Source organism: Hydrogenophaga sp. ANAO-22 (assembly GCF_042466645.1).
Classification (GTDB): Bacteria; Pseudomonadota; Gammaproteobacteria; order Burkholderiales; family Burkholderiaceae_C; genus Hydrogenophaga.
In genome coordinates, this window is record NZ_CP159956.1 from 2,089,352 (window position 1) to 2,105,234 (window position 15,883).

The window sequence follows — 15,883 nt, forward strand, 5'->3', positions numbered from 1 at the left end:
GCGTCAGGCCCGCAGCGCCTGCACGGCGCCGGGGATCAGGTCGAAGCCCAGGCCCGGCGCTTCCGACATGGTGATGCGCCCACCCACCGGCTCGGGGAAGCCCTGGTAGAGGCGCTTCATCATGGCCACCACCGGCAGGTGCCACTCGACCTTGGTGCCGTTGCCCACGCCGGCCTGCAGGTGCATGTTGTGCAGCGGGTAGGCGCCGCCGCTGGTGATGGACACGTTGAAGGCGTTGGCCAGCGCGGCGATGCGCACGCACTGCGTGAAGCCGCCGGTGATGACCACGTTGGGCTGCACGAAGTCCACGCTGCGCGCCATCAGCCAGTCGCGGAAGCGGTAGGCCAGGCCTTCGTTCTGGCCGCAGGTCAGCGGCATGCCGGTGCGCGCGCGCAGGTCGGCCATGGCCAGCACGTCGTTCTGCGTGATCGGTTCTTCGAAGAAGCCGAGGTTGCAGTCGGCGGTCAGGCGGATCAGGCGCTCGGCGTGGTACGCGTCCAGGCCGCAGTTGGCGTCGATGTAGAGCGAGACCTCGTCGCCCGCGGCCTCGCGCACCGCGTGCACGCGCTTGGCGTCTTCCTTGATGACCGACATGAGGCTGCGGCTCTCGCGGCGCGGCAGCGCGCGAAAGCCCACCACCATCTTCAGGTGCTCCACGCCTTCGGTGGACAGGGACTTGACCGCGCCGCGCAGGCCGTCGATGTCGAGGAACTCGAAACCGAAGGTGGCATAGATGTCGAGCTCCTTGCGCGCCGCGCCGAGCAGGCGCCAGACCGGCTGCTTGAGCGCCTTGCCCTTGATGTCCCACAGCGCCACGTCGATGGCGGCGATGGCGTGCTGCGCGTAGCCGGTCTGGCCGCGCGAGGCGGTGAGCCAGTACATCTGCTCCCAGCGCGCCTCGTGCGCCAGCGGGTCGGTGCCGATGAGCGCCGGCGCGAGCACGTGGGTGATGATGGACTCGGCCACCTTCTCCTGCGTGATCGCGGTCAGGCCGTGGCCGATCAGGCCTTCGTCGGTCTCGACCTCGACGACGCAGCAGCCGAGCGCCTCCTGGTGCTGGCCGCCGCCGGGCACGTCGAGCGTGAAGGGGATGTGGAGCGCGGTGGCGGTGATGCGGATGATTTTCATCGGTGGCGTGGCAAGGGTTTCAGGCGGCTGACAACAGCCAGGAGAGGTCGACCCCCGAGCGGGTTTCGAGCTGGGACACGATCTTGCGCGCTTTCACGTCCATGACGACCAGCTTGTCGGGCCCCACGGACACGAAGGCCAGCGTGCCCGAGGGGTTGAAGGAGATGCCGATGGGGCGGCCGGCCAGCGCGATGCGCGCCGTCTCCTTGAGCTCGGGGGTGAAGAAGGTGATGCTCTGGTCCTGCAGGTTGGAGGTGATGACCTCGTCGCCCACCCAGTACACGCGCAGGGCATCGCCGCGCGTGGGCGTGGTGCGCAGCACTTTCAGGGTGTGGCTGTCCATCGCCACCAGCGAGGTGCTGCGCCGGTTGGAGACCAGCACGGTCTTTTCGTCGGGGCTGAGGCAGACGCCTTCGGGCATGCGCCCGGTCGAGGCGCGCAGCGCGGGCGCCACGGGGTCGTGCGGCCGCACGAGGGACAGGGTGTTCGAGAGCAGCGCGGTCACGTAGGCGCGTTCACCATCGCGCGTGAGCGCGAACATGTGCGGCTTGATGTCGCCGGTGGGCACGGCCGAGGTGGGGCGTGCGTCCTTGCCCGGGTTGTCCACCACCAGCAGCGCGGACTTCTCTTCGCTGAGCGCGTAGAGGCGCCCCTGCTGGTCCATGCCCATGCCGTGCAGGCGGTTGAAGGGCGCGCACTCCACCTGGTGCACCTGCTTGCCCTGGTGCAGGTCGATGACGGCGATGTGCGAGCCGCCCTGCCCGATCTGGGTGGCGAATTCGACGCCGTAGATGCCCACGTAGGCGTACCTCGCCTGCGCGTCCACGACGAATTCGTGAGGGTATTGAGCGAGTTCCACGCTGTGGGTGCGCGCGCCGGAGCGCAGCGAGTAGTAGCCCAGCGCGTGGGCGTTCTTCTCGATCACCAGCAGGGTGTCGCCCTTCGGATCGACGAGGCTGGGCGACGCTGCCGGGGTCTGGGCGTGGCCGATGGCCGGGGCCGCCATGGCCCAGGCGGACGACAGCGCGGCGGCCGAAAGAAAATCACGGCGTTGCATGGTTCAGGCTTTCCTGGTTGAAGGTTCCGGGGTGCTGGAAGAGCCGCCCGCCCACCGGGCTGCGCGGGTCTTCGCCCGCCGCGCGCACCACGTCCCGGAAACCGCTGGGCGAGCTGCCGATGGCGGGAAGGCCGAGCTGCTCTTCCAGCACGGCGATGGCGTCGAGCGTGAGCAGGCCGCCGCAGGACATGAAGATGCCTTGCGCGCCAGGCGCCTGGGCGTGCACCTTTCGGCTCAGCGCGACCAGGCGTTCGGTGGAGACCTCGGCCGCGCCGCCGACCGGCTCGATGCCCAGGCCTTCGATGGCGGTGACCTCGAAGCCCAGGGCGCCGAGGTAGACAACCAGGCGCTGATTGAGCTCGTCGATGTACGAGGTGGCCACCGCCACGCGCTGCACACCCAGGGCCTGCAGCGCCGAGACGACGGCGTGGCTCATGGTGGTGCAGGGCACGCCCGTGGCCTGCTGCATGGCGTCGCGCAGCTGGTCGGTGAAGGCCGGGCCCTGGTAGAAGCTGAGCGAGGTGCCCATGAGCGAGATCGCCTGCGCGCCGTCCGCTCGCAGGGCGCGGGCGTGGTCGACGATCTGGTTCACCACGGGCGCGAAGCCCCGGGGCGACACACCGTCGATGCCCAGGCCGCGCGCGATGAAGTCGAAGCGCTCGCCGTACAGCAGGGGCGCATCGGGCGGCACGCGCCCGTGGGCCGGCGGCACGATCAGGCCGATGCGGGGGCGCGGCGCGCTCATTCGGCCGAGATGCCCTGGGCCTTGATGACCCGGCCCCACTCCGCGTACTCGCGCTTCACGTCGGCCGCCAGCGGGCCCGGCGCCAGGTAGGCGGTGGTGACGCCTTGCGCGGCGGCGGCGCTGGCCGCTTCGGGCGTGGCCAGCAGCTCGCCCACGGCCGCGCTCAGGCGGTCGATGACGGCCTGCGGCGTACCGGCCGGCGCGAGCAGCATCTGGCGGGGCGCGACGTGAAAACCCGGCACCACCTCGGCCAGGGTGCCGATGTCGTCCGCGCCGGCCAGGCGGGTCGAGCTGAACATGGCGATGGCCTTCACGCGCCCGCTGCGCACCTGCGGCACGCCGGCCGCGGCGCTCACCACGCCGAACTGCAACTGGCCATTGATCACGTCGGTGACGAGCTGCGACGCGCCGCGGTAGGGGATGTGCAGCAGGTGCGTCTTGGTGCGCGACTTGAACAGCTCCACGCCCAGGTGGTGCACGGTGCCGATGCCCGAGGTGCCGTAGGTGAAACGGCCCGGGTTGGCCTTGACCAGCGCGAGGAACTCGGCCGGGTTGCTGGCCTTCACGTCGTTGTTGGCCACCAGCAGCAGGCGCGACTGGAACAGGCCGGCCACGGGCACGAGCGATTTGATCGGGTCCAGCGAGGAGGTCTGGTTCTGCAGCTGCGGTGCGATGAGCAGCGCGCTCTCGCCGTGCAGCAGCGTGTAGCCGTCGGCCGGCGCCTTGGCCACGGTGTCGGCGGCCAGCAGGCCGGCCGAGCCGGCGCGGTTCTCCACGATGACGGACTGGCCCAGCGCGGTGGTGAGTCGCTGCGCGACGATGCGCGCCATGGTGTCCACCGCGCCACCGGCGGCGTAGCCGACGAAGATGCGGATCGGCCGGTTGGGGTAGGGGCCGGCCTGGGCGAAGGCCAGGGGCGCGGCGCCGGCGGCGAGGGCCGCGCCCACGAAGCTTCGTCGGCGGAGGTTGGGGTTCATCGTCTTGTCTCCTGGTGGTGGTTGTTCAGGCGACCCGCACTTCCACGAGCGAGGGGCCTCTCGAGGCGAGGGACGCTTTCAAGGCCGCGTGCAACTGGCCAGGGTCTTCCACGCGCTCGCCGGGCACGCCATGCCCTTGCGCCAGCGCGACGAAGTCGATGCCCGGCAGGTCGGTGCCCGGCAGCACGGCGCCGGCCGGGAAACCGAGCACGCCGCCGAAGCGCTTCATCGCGCCGTAGCGGCGGTTGTTGACCACGACGAAGCTGATGTTCAGGCCGAGCTGCGCGGCGGTCCACAGCGTCTGGATCGAGTACATGCTGGAGCCGTCGCCGATGATGGCGATCACGCGGCGCTCGCGCCAGGCCAGGGCGATGCCGGCGGCGGCCGGCATGCTGTGGCCCAGGCCACCGCTGGCCATGGTGAAGAAGGAGCGCGGCTTCAGGATGGGCAGGTGCTGGTGCATCACCACGCGGGCGGTGGGCGCCTCTTCCACGATCACGTCGTCGGGCGAGCGCAGTTCCGCGATGGTCTGCAGCAGATAGGCCACCTGGATCGGCGCGCCCGGTTCGGCGCGGGCTTCGCGCACCCAGGCCGGCGGCGGGGTGCGCGCGCGCTGCGGTTGCGCGCCCTGCAGGGCCTGCAGCGCCAGCGCCACGTCGCCCACCACCGAGGTGCCCACCGGCGAGCGCGCCGCGGCATCGGGGTCTTCGGTGAGCTGCCACAGCGTGGCGCCGTCGGGCAGGTGCGGGCCGTCGCCTTCCACGTGGTAGGTGAACACCGGCGCGCCGATCACCACGATGAGGTCGTGGCCGGCCAGTTTCTGCACGATCTGCGCCTTCACCGCGGGCAGGAAACCGTGGAACAGCGCATGGTCCTCGGGGAAGCCCGCGCGCGCCGACATGGGCGCGTTGAACACCTTGGCGCCGTGGCGCTCGGCCAGGGCGACGATGCCGTCCCAGGCCCCGGCGCGGTCCACTTCCGCGCCGGCCACGAACACCGGCCGCTCGCAGGCCGAAAGCGCCTGCGCCAGCGCGGCGATGGCCTGTGGTTCGGGCGCCGTGCGCCGGCTCATGGCGCGCTGCACCACCGGCGCGGCGGGCTGGTCCCAGTCGTCCGAGGGCACGGAGACCAGCACCGGGCCGCAGGGCGCCTGCAGCGCGCGGCGGCAGGCCGTGGCGATGGCCTGGGGCACGTCCTGCGCGCGCGCCGGTTCGATGCTCCATTTCACGTACGGCTGCGGCAGCTCGGTGGCGCGCTCCGAGGCCAGGTAGGCGTCCAGCGGCTGGATCGAGCGCGACTGCTGGCCTGCGATGACCACCAGCGGCGTGCGGTTCTTGAACGCCGTGTAGAGGTTGCCCATGCCGTGGCCCACGCCGGCGGCCGAGTGCAGGTTGACGAAGCCGACCTTGCCGGTGGCCTGGGCATACCCATCGGCCATGCCCACGCACACGGCTTCCTGCAGGCCCAGCACGTACTGGATGTCGCTGGGGAAGTCGCGGAACATGGGCAGCTCGGTGGAGCCCGGGTTGCCGAAGATGGTGTCCACGCCGAACTGGCGCAGCACGTCGTACACGCCGTCGCGCACGGTGAAAGGGGTCGGGGAAACGGGGCTCATGCGGAATAGCTGCGGTTGACGAACTTGGTGTGGAGGTAACTGTCGAGGCCCTCTTCGCCGCTCTCGTAGCCGTAGCCGCTGTCGCGCACGCCGCCGAACGGCGCCTCGGCGACGGTGACGACGGTGCTGTTGATGGCGACGCTGCCCACCTCCAGGTCGGCGATCATCTGGCGCTGCAGGCGCGCGGAGTCGGTGAACACGTAGGAGCCCAGGCCGTAGCGCGTGGCGTTGGCCAGCTCGACGGCCTGCGCGGGGGTGTCGAAGGCGCGGATCAGCGCGACCGGGCCGAAGGGCTCTTCGCGCATGGCCTTGGCATCGGGGTTCACGTCGGCGAACACGGTGGGCTGGTGGAAGTAGCCCTGCTCGCCCACGCGCTCGCCGCCGGCCACCAGCGTGCCTTCGGACCGGGTCTGGGCCACGAGTTCGCGGATCGCGCCCAGGCGCCGGCCGTTGGCCAGCGGGCCCATGTCGGTGCCCTCGGCCAGGCCGTCGCCCACGCGCAGTTGCGAGGCGGCAGCCGCGAAGGTGTCGACGAAGCGCGCGTAGGCGCCGCTCTGCACGAAGAAGCGCGTGGGCGCGTGGCAGAGCTGGCCGGCGTTGCGGAACTTGGCCGCGACCAGCTGGCGCGCCACGGCGTCCACGTCGGCGTCGTCGAACACGATCACCGGCGAGTGGCCGCCGAGCTCCAGCGTGAGGCGCTTGAGGCCGGGCGCGGCCAGGCGGGCCAGGCCCTGCCCCACCGCCACCGAGCCGGTGAAGGACACCTTGCGGATCACGTCCGACGCGATGAGGTGCGAGGACACGAAGGCCGGCACGCCGAAGACGAGGTTGATGACGCCATCGGGCGCGCCGGCTTCGATGAAACACTCGACCATCTTCGCGACCGAGGCCGGGGTTTCCTCGGGCGGCTTGAGGATGCAGGAGCAGCCTGCCGCGAGCGCGCCGCCGAGCTTGCGCGCGGCGAGGATCACGGGCACGTTCCAGGGCGACATCAGCAGGCAGGGCCCCACCGGCTCCTTGCGCACCTCGTAGTCGGCGCCCGGCTGCGGCGCCGGCAGGATGCGGCCGTAGACGCGCTTGGCCTGCTCGGCATACCACTGCACCATGTCGGCCGCCACATCGACTTCCATGCGCGCCTGGGCCAGGGGCTTGCCCTGCTCCAGCGTGAGCAGGCGCGCGATGGTCTCGCGCTGCGCGCGCAGGTTCTGCACGCCCTGCAGCAGCACGCGCTGGCGCGCCGCCGCGGGCGTGGCGCGCCAGACCTTGAAGCCCTGGGCCACCGCCGCGAGCGCGTCGTCGAGGTCGCGCGCCGAGGCGTGCGTCAGCTCGTCGAGCACGGCTTCGGTCGCGGGGTTGATCACCGCGCTGCGCGTGTCCGCGCTGCCCGCGCGCCACTGACCTCCGATGAACAGGCGCGGCGCGCGGTAGGTGATCTCGCTCATGCTCACTGATCGGCCTTGATGTTGTTCTTGCGCGCGACCTCGGTCCAGGTGGGGATCTCCTGCGCGATCTGGCGGGTGAAGGCTTCCGAGGTGCTGGAGGCCGGCGTCAGGCCCAGCTGGGCCATGCTCTTGAGCGTCTCCGGGTGCTGCACCGCCTTGGCCACTTCACGCTCCAGCAGCTTCACGATGGGCGCGGGCGTGCCGGCGGGCGCGAACAGGCCGATCCAGAACTGGATGCTCAGGTCGATGCCCTGCTCCTTGAGCGTGGGGATGTCGGGGAAGGACGGGTTGCGCACGTCGGAGGACACGGCCAGGCCCCGCACCAGCTTGCCGTTGATGGCGCCGGCCGCCGGGCCGGGGTCGAGCATGCTGAAGGTGGTCTCGCCGCCGGCCACGGACTTCATCGAGTCGCCGCTGCCCTTGTAGGGCACGTGCTGCGACTGGATGCCGGTGCGCTCCTTCAGCAGCTCGGTGGCGAGCTGGAAGGTGGAGGCGCTGGAGGCGTAGTTGGAGAGCTGCGGGTTCTCCTTGGTGTACTTCACCAGGTCGGGCATGGACTTGAACGGCGAGTCCGCCTTGACCGAGACGATCAGCGGAAAGGTCGCGATCGTGGAGATCGGGATGAAGTCCTTCTGCGGCGAGTACGGCAGGTTGGCATAGGTGGCGGCGTTGATCACCAGCGGGCCGCTGGCGCCGATCATCAGCGTGTAGCCATCAGGCGGTGCCTGCTTGGTCACCACGGCCCCCACGATGGCGCCGGTGCTGGGGCGGTTCTCCACCACCACCGGCTGGCCCAGGCTGTCGCCCAGGCGTTTGGCGACGATGCGCGCGAGGATGTCGTTGGAGCCGCCGGGCGAATAGCCCACGACGAACTTGATGGGCTTGGACGGGTAGGTGTCCTGGGCCTGCACCGCCATGGCAATGGCGGACAGCGCGACGCAGGCCAAAAGGCTTCGGCGAATCATGGTCTTGTCTCCTGTTCTTGAAGGTGTCGAGTATTGGCCCGATGCCATGCCTCGTAAAATGGTGAATTGCTCTCATCCATAACTTTTTGAACATAGCAGGACGACCCATGGACTGGACGAATCGACTGCGCCTGCGGCACCTGCAGATCCTGGTCAGCCTGGCGGAGACGCAGAACATCAGCCACTCCGCCGAGCGGCTGCACATGACGCAGCCCGCGCTCTCGAAGTGGCTCAAGGAGCTGGAGGCCGACATCGGCCTCACGCTGTTCGAGCGCCACGCGCGCGGGCTTCGCCCCACCGCCCACGGCCGCATCCTGCGCGAGTTCGCGGTGCACATCGGCAACGAACTCGACCGCGCGCGGGAAGAGATGTCGGCGCTGCGCAGCGGCGGCAGCGGCCGCGCGGTGATCGGCGCCTCGGGCGCCACCATCGCGGGCGTGGTGCCGCAGGCGGTGCTCTCGCTGCTGTCCCGCATGCCCAACGCGAGCGTGGAACTGGTCGAGGCGCCGATGGACCGCCTGTTCCAGCAGCTCACGCAGCGCGAGATCGACATCGCGGTGGGCCGGCCGGCGGCCAAGTACCACGACCCGGGCATCGCCTCGGAGGTGCTCTACGAGGAGCGGCTGCATTTCGCGGTGCGGCCCGACCACCCGCTGGCGCAGCGCAAGTCGCTGCAGTGGTCGCACCTGCTGGCCCAGCGCTGGGTGGTCTGGACGCGCGACATCCCCGCACGCGACCTGCTCGAATCGGCGCTCTCGGCCGCCGGCCGCACGATCCCGGGCGCGAGCGTGCAGTCGAATTCCCTGCTCGCCACCATCGCGCTGGTGGCGGAAAGCGACATGGTGGCCGTGGTCTCCGAGCGCGCCATCGAGCTGCCCGAGCGCTGGAAGATGCTCAAGCGCCTGCCGCTGCTGCTGGAGACGCCCAGCGCCATGACCATGTACTGGCGCAAGGACGCGCTCGGCTTCGCGGCGGTGGACGGCCTGCTGGACGCGCTGCGCGAGGTGGCGCGGCAACCGGCGCGCACCGTGCGCCCTCGCAAGGCCTAACCGGGCAGGCGCGAGGCCGCCTTCTTCACGGCAGACGCGAAGGCCGTGGCCGCCAGCTTGGGCTGCGTGCCGCGCAGCGACACCACGTGCAGCTCGATGTGCACCGTGGGGTTGCTGAGCATGGACACCTTGAGCCCCTGGCGCAGGCAGTCCTCCAGCGCGAAGGACGGCACGATGGCGTGGCCCCGGCCGGCGCGCACCATCGCGATCAGGGTGCCGATCAGGTTCATGCGCGGCCGCTCCTCGTGCGCGCGCCCGATGCGCGCGAGGTGTTTTTCGATCACGGCCTGGATCGGGTTGTCGACCGGCAGGCTGATGAGCGGCAGCTCCGCCAGGCTGCTCCAGGTCTGGCTGGGCCCCAGGCCGCCCGCGCCCTTGCCCGGCGGGCTGATGCGCATCAGCCGGAACTTGCACAGCGGCTGGCGCTGCAGGCCCACGGCGGGCTTGATGAAGAAGCCCAGGCCGATGTCGGCCTCACCCTCCAGGATGCGCTGGCGCACCACGCTCACGTCCACGTCCGCCAGGTGGATCTGCACCTGGGGGTGGCTCTGGTTGAAGGCGCTGATCACCTCCGGCAACAGGCTGGCCGAGACCATGGGCGTGGCCGCCACGTCGATGCGCGAGCGCACGGCCGCCTCGGTGCCGCCGATCACGTCGTCGATGGCGCGCAGCTCGGCCACGATGCGCTCGGCCACCGGCTGCAGGCGGCGCCCGGCGTCGGTGAGCGTGACGGAGCGCGTGGTGCGGTCGAACAGGCGCGCGCCCACCTGGTCTTCGAGTTCCTTGACCAGCATGCTCATGCCCGAGGGCGACAGGTGCACCTGTTCGGCCGCCTTGGCGAAGCTGCGCAGGCGCGCCACCTCCAGAAAGGCCTGGAGCTGCCGGCTGCCCACATTGATCAGTTTTCTTGAAGAGTTGTTCAAAATCTTCCGTTTGATGAATGTCAAAGGTGTTGCTGTAATTCTCCCTCATCAATGGAGACCGCACCATGAAAACCCCTCCCGCCTTCCTTTCCCCCTCCCCGCTGCGCCGAAGCCTCGTGCTCGGTGGCCTGGCCACGGTGGCCGCGCCTTTCGTGCGGGCCCAGGGCCCGGCCAACGGACCGGTGCGCCTGGTGGTGCCGTTCACCCCCGGCACCGGCATCGACCTGATCGCGCGCCAGATCGCGCCCCAGCTGGCCGAGCGCCTGAAGCGGCCCTTTTTCGTCGAGAACAAGGCCGGCGCCTCCGGCAACATCGGCACCCAGGAAGTCGTGCGCGCCACGCCGGACGGCAGCACGCTGCTGGTGAGCGTCAACACGCTGGTGATGAACGCCGCGTTGTACCCGAACGCGGGCTTCAACCCGGTCAAGGACCTCGCGGCCGTCTCGCTCACGAGCTGGGGCCAGCTGCTGCTGGTGACCCACCCCAACACCAAGATCGATTCGCTCAAGGGCCTGCTGGAGCGCGCCCGCGCGCGCCCCGGCGCCCTCAACTACGGCTCGCCCGGTGCCGGCACGCCGCACCACCTGGCGATGGAGCTGCTGAAGAACCGCGCCAAGATTTCCATCACGCACATCGGCTACCGGGGCACGGCGCCGGCCGTGACCGACCTGCTGGGCGGGCAGATCGAACTGATGTTCCTGCCGATCCACGTGGCGCTGCAGCACATCAAGGCAGGCAAGCTCAAGGCGCTGGCCATCAGCTCGAGCCAGGCGAACCCGCTGCTGCCCGACGTGCCGCCGCTCAGCAGCCTGAACCTGGGCAACCTGAACGTGGACATGTGGTACGGCGTGCTGGCGCCCGCGGCCACGCCGCGCGCGCTGATCGACCAGCTGAACAAGGAGCTGCGCGACATCCTCGCGCAGCCCGCGATCGCGACCGCGTTCGAGACCCAGGGCATGACGCCCGCCCACTCCACCCCGGAGGCGTTCCAGCAGCTGATGACCACCGACGCCCAGCGCTGGGCCAGCCTGATCAAGGCCCAGGGCATCACCGCCGAGTAAGAGAGAACAGAGAGAAGAGCCACACATGAGCAAACACAGCAACAAGGCCGACAGCACGTTCGACACCGAGGTGGTCATCGTCGGCGGCGGCCCGGTGGGCACGGGCCTGGCGATCGAGCTGGGCCAGCGCGGCGTGCGCTGCGTGGTGGTGGAGCGCTACCCGCAGCCGCAGCCGATCCCCAAGGGCCAGAACCTGACCCAGCGCACCATGGAGCACTTCCACGCCTGGGGCGCGGAGCCGGCGCTGCGCGCCGCGCGCACCATTCCGCCGGAGTACGGCATCGGCGGCCTGACGGCCTACGGCACCCTGCTGGGGCCGCACTACGACTGGCTGCAGCGCGACCTGGTCAAGCCCTATTACTTCACCGGCAACGAGCGGCTGCCGCAGTACGCCACCGAGGCCGTGCTGCGCCGCCGCGTGGCCGAGCTGCCCAGCGTGCACACCCTGTACGGCTGGGAGGCCGAGGACGTGCAGCAGGACGCCGACGGCGTGACGGTGAGTGTGGTGGAGCGCGGCGGCGCCGGCCGCCGGCAACTGCGCGCGGCCTATGCCGTGGGCTGCGACGGCGCGCGCTCGGTGATCCGCGACAAGGCCGGCATGACCCAGACCCGCACCGACCACGACCGCATGATGGTGCTGCTGGTGTTCAAGTCCGAAGGGCTGCACGAGCTGCTCAAGCGCTACCCCGGCAAGTCCTACTACAACGTGCTGCAGCCGGGCCTCAAGGGGTATTGGAAATTCTTCGGCCGCGTGGACCTGGGCAGCACCTGGTTCTTCCACGCGCCGGTGCCACCGGGCACCACCAAGGACAACTTCGACTTCGCGGCCTACCTGCACGAAGCCGTGGGCGCGCCGTTCGAGGTCGAGTTCGAGCACATCGGTTTCTGGGACCTGCGCTTCATGCTGGCCGACAGCTACCGCCAGGGCCGCGTCTTCATCGCGGGCGACGCCGCCCACAGCCACCCGCCTTACGGGGGTTATGGCGTGAACTCCGGCCTGGAGGACGCGCGCAACCTGGGCTGGAAGCTGGCGTCCACGCTGCAGGGCTGGGGCGGCGGGGAGCTGCTCGACTCCTACGACGCGGAACGCCGCCCGGTGTTCGGCTCCACGATCCGCGACTTCATCGCCAAGTCGATCGACACCGACCGCGAGTTCCTGGAGACGCACGACCCGGCCGTCGACCAGGCGCGGTTCGACGCCGCCTGGCAGGCGCGCGCGAAAGGCGCGGTGGGCGAGGTGCACGCCTTCGAGCCGAACTACGAAGGCTCGCCCGTGGTGCAGCCCAACGGCAGCGGACACGGCCCAAGCTCGGTGGGCTCGCACCAGTTCGTCGCGCGGGCCGGCCACCACATCGCGCCGGCGGTCCTGTCCTCCGGGCGCAACGTGTACGAGGCCTTCGGGCCGGGCTACACCCTGATCGCGCTGGGCGCCAGCGCCGCTGAAGCGCAGGCGTTCCGCGAGGCCGCGGCCGCCCTGAAGCTGCCGCTGAACGTGGTGGAAGACACCCGGACCGGCGAGGCCGCGCGCTACGAGGCCCGCCTGGTGCTGGTGCGGCCCGACAGCTTCGTCGCCTGGACCTCGGACACGCCGGGGGCGGTGGATGCGGCGCAGGCGCGCGCGGTGCTGGCGATGGCGCGCGGCGGCTGAATCAGGGGCTGCTGGCCGCCCGTTGCGGCAGCAGCAGCCGCGACGGGTGCAGCCGGTCGTGGTGGTAGGTGTCGGTGCCGACCTTCTGCCCATACCAGTGCGTCATCGGCTGGTCGATCATCGTGGAGTCGTTGTTCGTGATCTCCAGCCGCAGGCGCTCGCCGGGCTGCACGACGAAGCCCATGGGCATGAGTTCGATGCGCAGCTCCACCACCTGGCCCGGCGCCACGGGCTCGACCCGGTCGTGGGTGTGGAAGGGGCGCAGCTCCTGCGTCAGCGCCGGGTCCTCGCGCCGGTGCGAGGCGCGCAGCCAGCCCTGGCTCATCTTGCGCGCGGGCCCGGGGCGGCCCGGCGCGGGCAGCAGGCTCAGTTTGACGAAGACGTCGAAGTCGGTCTGGTCGGACGAGGCGTGCAGCACCAGGGCGCCCTGGCCGGTGAACTCGTTTTCCTTCTCGAACGGCGCCGTGGTGAAGGTGTTGACGCGGGCCACGTGGTCGGGCACGCCGTTGACGAAGGTGGTCACCCCGGCCACCCACTGTTCATCGGGGTAGGTCCATGCGGTGGTGGCGGTGGCCTCGGCGGGCGCGGCGTCGGTCAGCGAGCCGTCGTTGAGCGAGTTCACCATGCCGCTGCGCGCGCCGCTGAGGTAGAAGGCGCGCGGCGCCGCGTCGGCCGGGGGCCAGGCGTCGGCGCTCGCATAACGCCCGCGCCCGTTGACGAAATAGCGCACCGCCGCCTGGTCCATGACGCCGTTGTCCACACCCTTGAGGTGGTGGTCGTACCAGGGCAGCAGCTCCTCGCGGTGCAGGGCCTCTTCGGCGAAGTAGTGCTGTGCCTTGTGGAAGGTGTCGGGCTCGGTGATGAGCAGGCGGCGCGGGCCGCGCACACCGTTGAAGCCGTTGACGTTGCCGCGCAGGTGCAGCGAGGCCTTGCCCCAGACGCCGATGGAGAACACCGGGATGTCGATGTTCCCGAGTTCCCAGAAGGCGGCGCGGCGGCGGTGCCACCCGTCGTCCAGCGTGTGCGACAACACGTCGGGCAGCACCTCGTGGCGCGCGCCCCCGCGCACGTCGTGCCCTTCGGCGGTGTGCTGCAGCAGCACCGAACCGATCAACCAGGAACCCAGGAAGCCCTGGATGGGCACACCCCCGTGGTACAGGAAGTCGCGGTAGGGGTCGCACGAGCCGTCGTACGGCACGATGGTGGTGAGGTGCGGCGGGCGCGTGCGCGCGGCGTTCCACTGGCTCATGGCGTAGTAGGACTGGCCGATCATGCCGATGCGGCCACTGGACCAGGGCTGGGTGGCGATGTGTTCGATCGCGTCGTGCGTGGCCTCGCCTTCGGCCCTGGACCACGGGTCCCAGATGCCTTCGGACACGCCCGAGCCCGGCAGGTCCAGGATGACGTAGGCGTAACCGTGGTCCAGGTACAGCTGGATGGGGCCGTATTCGATGAAGGGGAACACGCCCATGGGGGGCAGGCGGCGCAGGGACTTCTGGTACGGCGAAGCGGCCAGCAGCGTGGGGAAGGCGCCCTGCCCGCCGGGCGGCAGGTAGACGTCGGCGCGCAGCAGCAGGCCGTCGCGGGTGCGGAACTGGATCTCGAACGGGGTGACGTTCACGGTGGTCATGCGCGGGTTTCCTCAGAGGGGGTCATGTCGAAGCGGTCGCCGAAATCGAAGTAGTCGTCGTGCACGAAGCCATTCTCGTAGTACTGGATCTCCCACCAGTTGTGGTCGAGGTCTTCGAAGTAGAACGAGTACACGCCGTGCATGTCCTGGATGGGCAGCACCTGGCGGATGCCGTAGGTGTCCTTGAACCGCAGCGCCAGCGCGTGCGCGTGGTCCACCTCGTCGCGCGAGGCGACGTCCAGCCCCCAGTGGTTGAGCACGTTGCAGGGGTGGATCTGGTCGCCCACCTCCACGCACACCACATGGAAGCGCATGCCCAGGCGGATCGACATCGCGGGCTTGGCGTGGCGCGCGCATTCGAGCCCCAGGAACTCTTCGTAGAAGCGGCGCGAGGCCGCGAGGTTGAAGCACTCCAGCGTGCCATGGCTCAGGCACAAAGGCTTGAGCACGGAGTGGCGCGCGGGCGGTTCGACGCGGCAGTTGTCGGGGACGAATCCAGCGATCATGGCGATGGGTCTCTCTCTCGGTTGAAGGTCAGTGCGGGGCCGGCCGGCGGTCGGCCTCGGAGATGAAGGCATCGGCGAAGAACTGGTTGGCCGGCAGGCCGGCCTCGCCGAAGTCGCGGCGGGCCGCGTCCACCATGGGCGGTGCGCCGCAGGCATACACCTGGTGCCGCGACAGGTCGGGGTGGTCCTGCAGCACGGCGCGGTGCACGAAGCCGGTGCGACCGGCCCAGGCAGGGTCGTCGCCCGCTTCGCTGAGCACCGGCACGTAGCGGATGTGGGGGTGCTCGGCGGCCCACTGGCGCGCCTGCGCGTCGAGGTAGAGGTCGATCCGCCGGCGGCCGCCCCAGTACACGTCGATGGGCCGGCGCAGGCCCTGGGCCAGGCTGTCTTCCACCATGGCCTGGATGGGCGCGAAGCCGGTGCCCGAGGCGAGCATGACCACCGGTTTGTCGCTCTGCGCATCGAGAAAGAAGCTGCCCTGGGGCGCCTCCACGCGCAGCAGATCGCGTTCGCGCAACTGGCCGAACACGTGGTCGGTGAAGCGGCCGCCGGGCATGTGGCGGATGTGCAGCTCGATCTGCCGCCGGCCACCGGCGCGCGGTGCGCTGGCCATGGAGTAGCAGCGCCGCAGTCCGTCGCCGAGCACGATCTCGAGGTACTGGCCAGCGCGCCAGTTCAACGGCTCGTTCGGTGGCGTGCCCAGCAGCAGGCGCATCACATCGGGCGCGAGCCGCTCCATGCGCAGCACCCGCACCGGCAGCGTGCGCGCCGGCACCAGGTGGGGGTCGAAGGGTTCGATCTCGAAGCTGCAGTCCGTCAGCGGGCGCGCGCAGCACAGGTGCACATGGCCCTGCGCCTTTTCTTCGTCGGACAGGTAGTGCGGGTGCACGTCGCCGAAGTCCACCTGGCCCGACACCAGGCGGCCCCGGCAGGTGCGGCACACGCCCGAGCGGCAGCTGTAGCGCATGGCCACGCCGCTGGCCAGGCCGGCGCGCAGGATGTCGGTGCCGGGAGCACAGGCAAAGGATTGGTCGGCCGGGTGCAGCGTGATGGTGAAGCTCATGCGCGAGACTTTGGCAGCGCGCCGCGAGGCCGTCCAACAAATAGTCGTGATGGGCGCCATGTCGCTGCGAAATG

Annotated in this window: 14 protein-coding genes; 3 read left to right on the plus strand and 11 right to left on the minus strand. The window is 70.3% G+C overall.

Translation table 11 applies throughout. From position 1 onward, the window contains the following. Positions 1–3: 3 nt before the first annotated feature. Genes ABSY19_RS09960 through ABSY19_RS09990 form a run of 7 tightly spaced genes read right to left on the minus strand, consistent with a single transcriptional unit; the run spans position 4 to position 7,929 of the window. Positions 4–1,128 carry a mandelate racemase/muconate lactonizing enzyme family protein gene (locus ABSY19_RS09960; RefSeq protein WP_382162021.1) on the minus strand — a complete coding sequence of 375 codons (1,125 nt, stop codon included), beginning with the start codon at positions 1,126–1,128 and terminating at the stop codon, positions 4–6. 19 nt (positions 1,129–1,147) lie between these two features. Beyond that, entirely contained in the window at positions 1,148–2,185 is a 1,038-nt protein-coding gene (locus ABSY19_RS09965; RefSeq protein ID WP_382162024.1) for a YncE family protein, read from the minus strand. Beyond that, complete coding sequence (locus ABSY19_RS09970; RefSeq protein WP_382162026.1) at positions 2,172–2,930, minus strand: aspartate/glutamate racemase family protein; 759 nt, start codon at positions 2,928–2,930, stop codon at positions 2,172–2,174. Before ABSY19_RS09970 ends, ABSY19_RS09965 begins: the two co-directional genes overlap by 14 nt. Beyond that, the gene (locus tag ABSY19_RS09975; RefSeq protein WP_382162030.1) at positions 2,927–3,907 is read right to left on the minus strand and encodes a Bug family tripartite tricarboxylate transporter substrate binding protein; all 981 of its coding nucleotides are present in this window, start codon (positions 3,905–3,907) and stop codon (positions 2,927–2,929) included. Before ABSY19_RS09975 ends, ABSY19_RS09970 begins: the two co-directional genes overlap by 4 nt. 25 nt (positions 3,908–3,932) lie before the next feature. Then, positions 3,933–5,522: a benzoylformate decarboxylase gene (gene mdlC / locus ABSY19_RS09980; protein WP_382162033.1), complete on the minus strand. Its 1,590-nt coding sequence runs from the start codon at positions 5,520–5,522 to the stop codon at positions 3,933–3,935. Beyond that, positions 5,519–6,964: an NAD-dependent succinate-semialdehyde dehydrogenase gene (locus ABSY19_RS09985; protein ID WP_382162036.1), complete on the minus strand. Its 1,446-nt coding sequence runs from the start codon at positions 6,962–6,964 to the stop codon at positions 5,519–5,521. Before ABSY19_RS09985 ends, mdlC begins: the two co-directional genes overlap by 4 nt. Before the next feature lie 2 nt (positions 6,965–6,966). Beyond that, entirely contained in the window at positions 6,967–7,929 is a 963-nt protein-coding gene (locus tag ABSY19_RS09990) for a Bug family tripartite tricarboxylate transporter substrate binding protein (RefSeq protein ID WP_382162039.1), read from the minus strand. 107 nt (positions 7,930–8,036) lie between these two features. Between ABSY19_RS09990 and ABSY19_RS09995 the strand changes: the two genes are divergently transcribed. Beyond that, complete coding sequence (locus ABSY19_RS09995; RefSeq protein ID WP_382162042.1) at positions 8,037–8,978, plus strand: LysR family transcriptional regulator; 942 nt, start codon at positions 8,037–8,039, stop codon at positions 8,976–8,978. On the opposite strand, the gene ABSY19_RS10000 is transcribed toward ABSY19_RS09995, so the two are convergent. Then, positions 8,975–9,901 (minus strand): LysR family transcriptional regulator, encoded by a 927-nt coding sequence (locus ABSY19_RS10000; RefSeq protein ID WP_382162045.1) that lies wholly within the window; start codon positions 9,899–9,901, stop codon positions 8,975–8,977. The genes ABSY19_RS09995 and ABSY19_RS10000 overlap by 4 nt on opposite strands. Positions 9,902–9,966: 65 nt before the next feature. On the opposite strand from ABSY19_RS10000, the gene ABSY19_RS10005 reads away from it, so the two are divergent. Both ABSY19_RS10005 and ABSY19_RS10010 read left to right on the plus strand, forming a co-directional pair. After that, complete coding sequence (locus ABSY19_RS10005) at positions 9,967–10,962, plus strand: tripartite tricarboxylate transporter substrate binding protein (protein ID WP_382162048.1); 996 nt, start codon at positions 9,967–9,969, stop codon at positions 10,960–10,962. 25 nt (positions 10,963–10,987) lie between these two features. Continuing rightward, positions 10,988–12,610, plus strand: a complete 1,623-nt coding sequence (locus ABSY19_RS10010) for an FAD-dependent monooxygenase (protein ID WP_382162051.1) — start codon at positions 10,988–10,990, stop codon at positions 12,608–12,610. 1 nt (position 12,611) lies between these two features. Here the strand turns inward: ABSY19_RS10010 and ABSY19_RS10015 are convergent, their stop codons facing one another. The 3 genes from ABSY19_RS10015 to ABSY19_RS10025 are packed head-to-tail and all read right to left on the minus strand — an operon-like array spanning position 12,612 to position 15,809. Next, on the minus strand, positions 12,612–14,240 hold the full coding sequence (locus tag ABSY19_RS10015) for a CocE/NonD family hydrolase (RefSeq protein WP_382162054.1): 1,629 nt from the start codon (positions 14,238–14,240) through the stop codon (positions 12,612–12,614). Then, positions 14,237–14,746: a VOC family protein gene (locus tag ABSY19_RS10020; RefSeq protein ID WP_382162057.1), complete on the minus strand. Its 510-nt coding sequence runs from the start codon at positions 14,744–14,746 to the stop codon at positions 14,237–14,239. Before ABSY19_RS10020 ends, ABSY19_RS10015 begins: the two co-directional genes overlap by 4 nt. Before the next feature lie 28 nt (positions 14,747–14,774). Beyond that, on the minus strand, positions 14,775–15,809 hold the full coding sequence (locus ABSY19_RS10025; RefSeq protein WP_382162060.1) for a CDP-6-deoxy-delta-3,4-glucoseen reductase: 1,035 nt from the start codon (positions 15,807–15,809) through the stop codon (positions 14,775–14,777). Positions 15,810–15,883 lie beyond the last annotated feature (74 nt).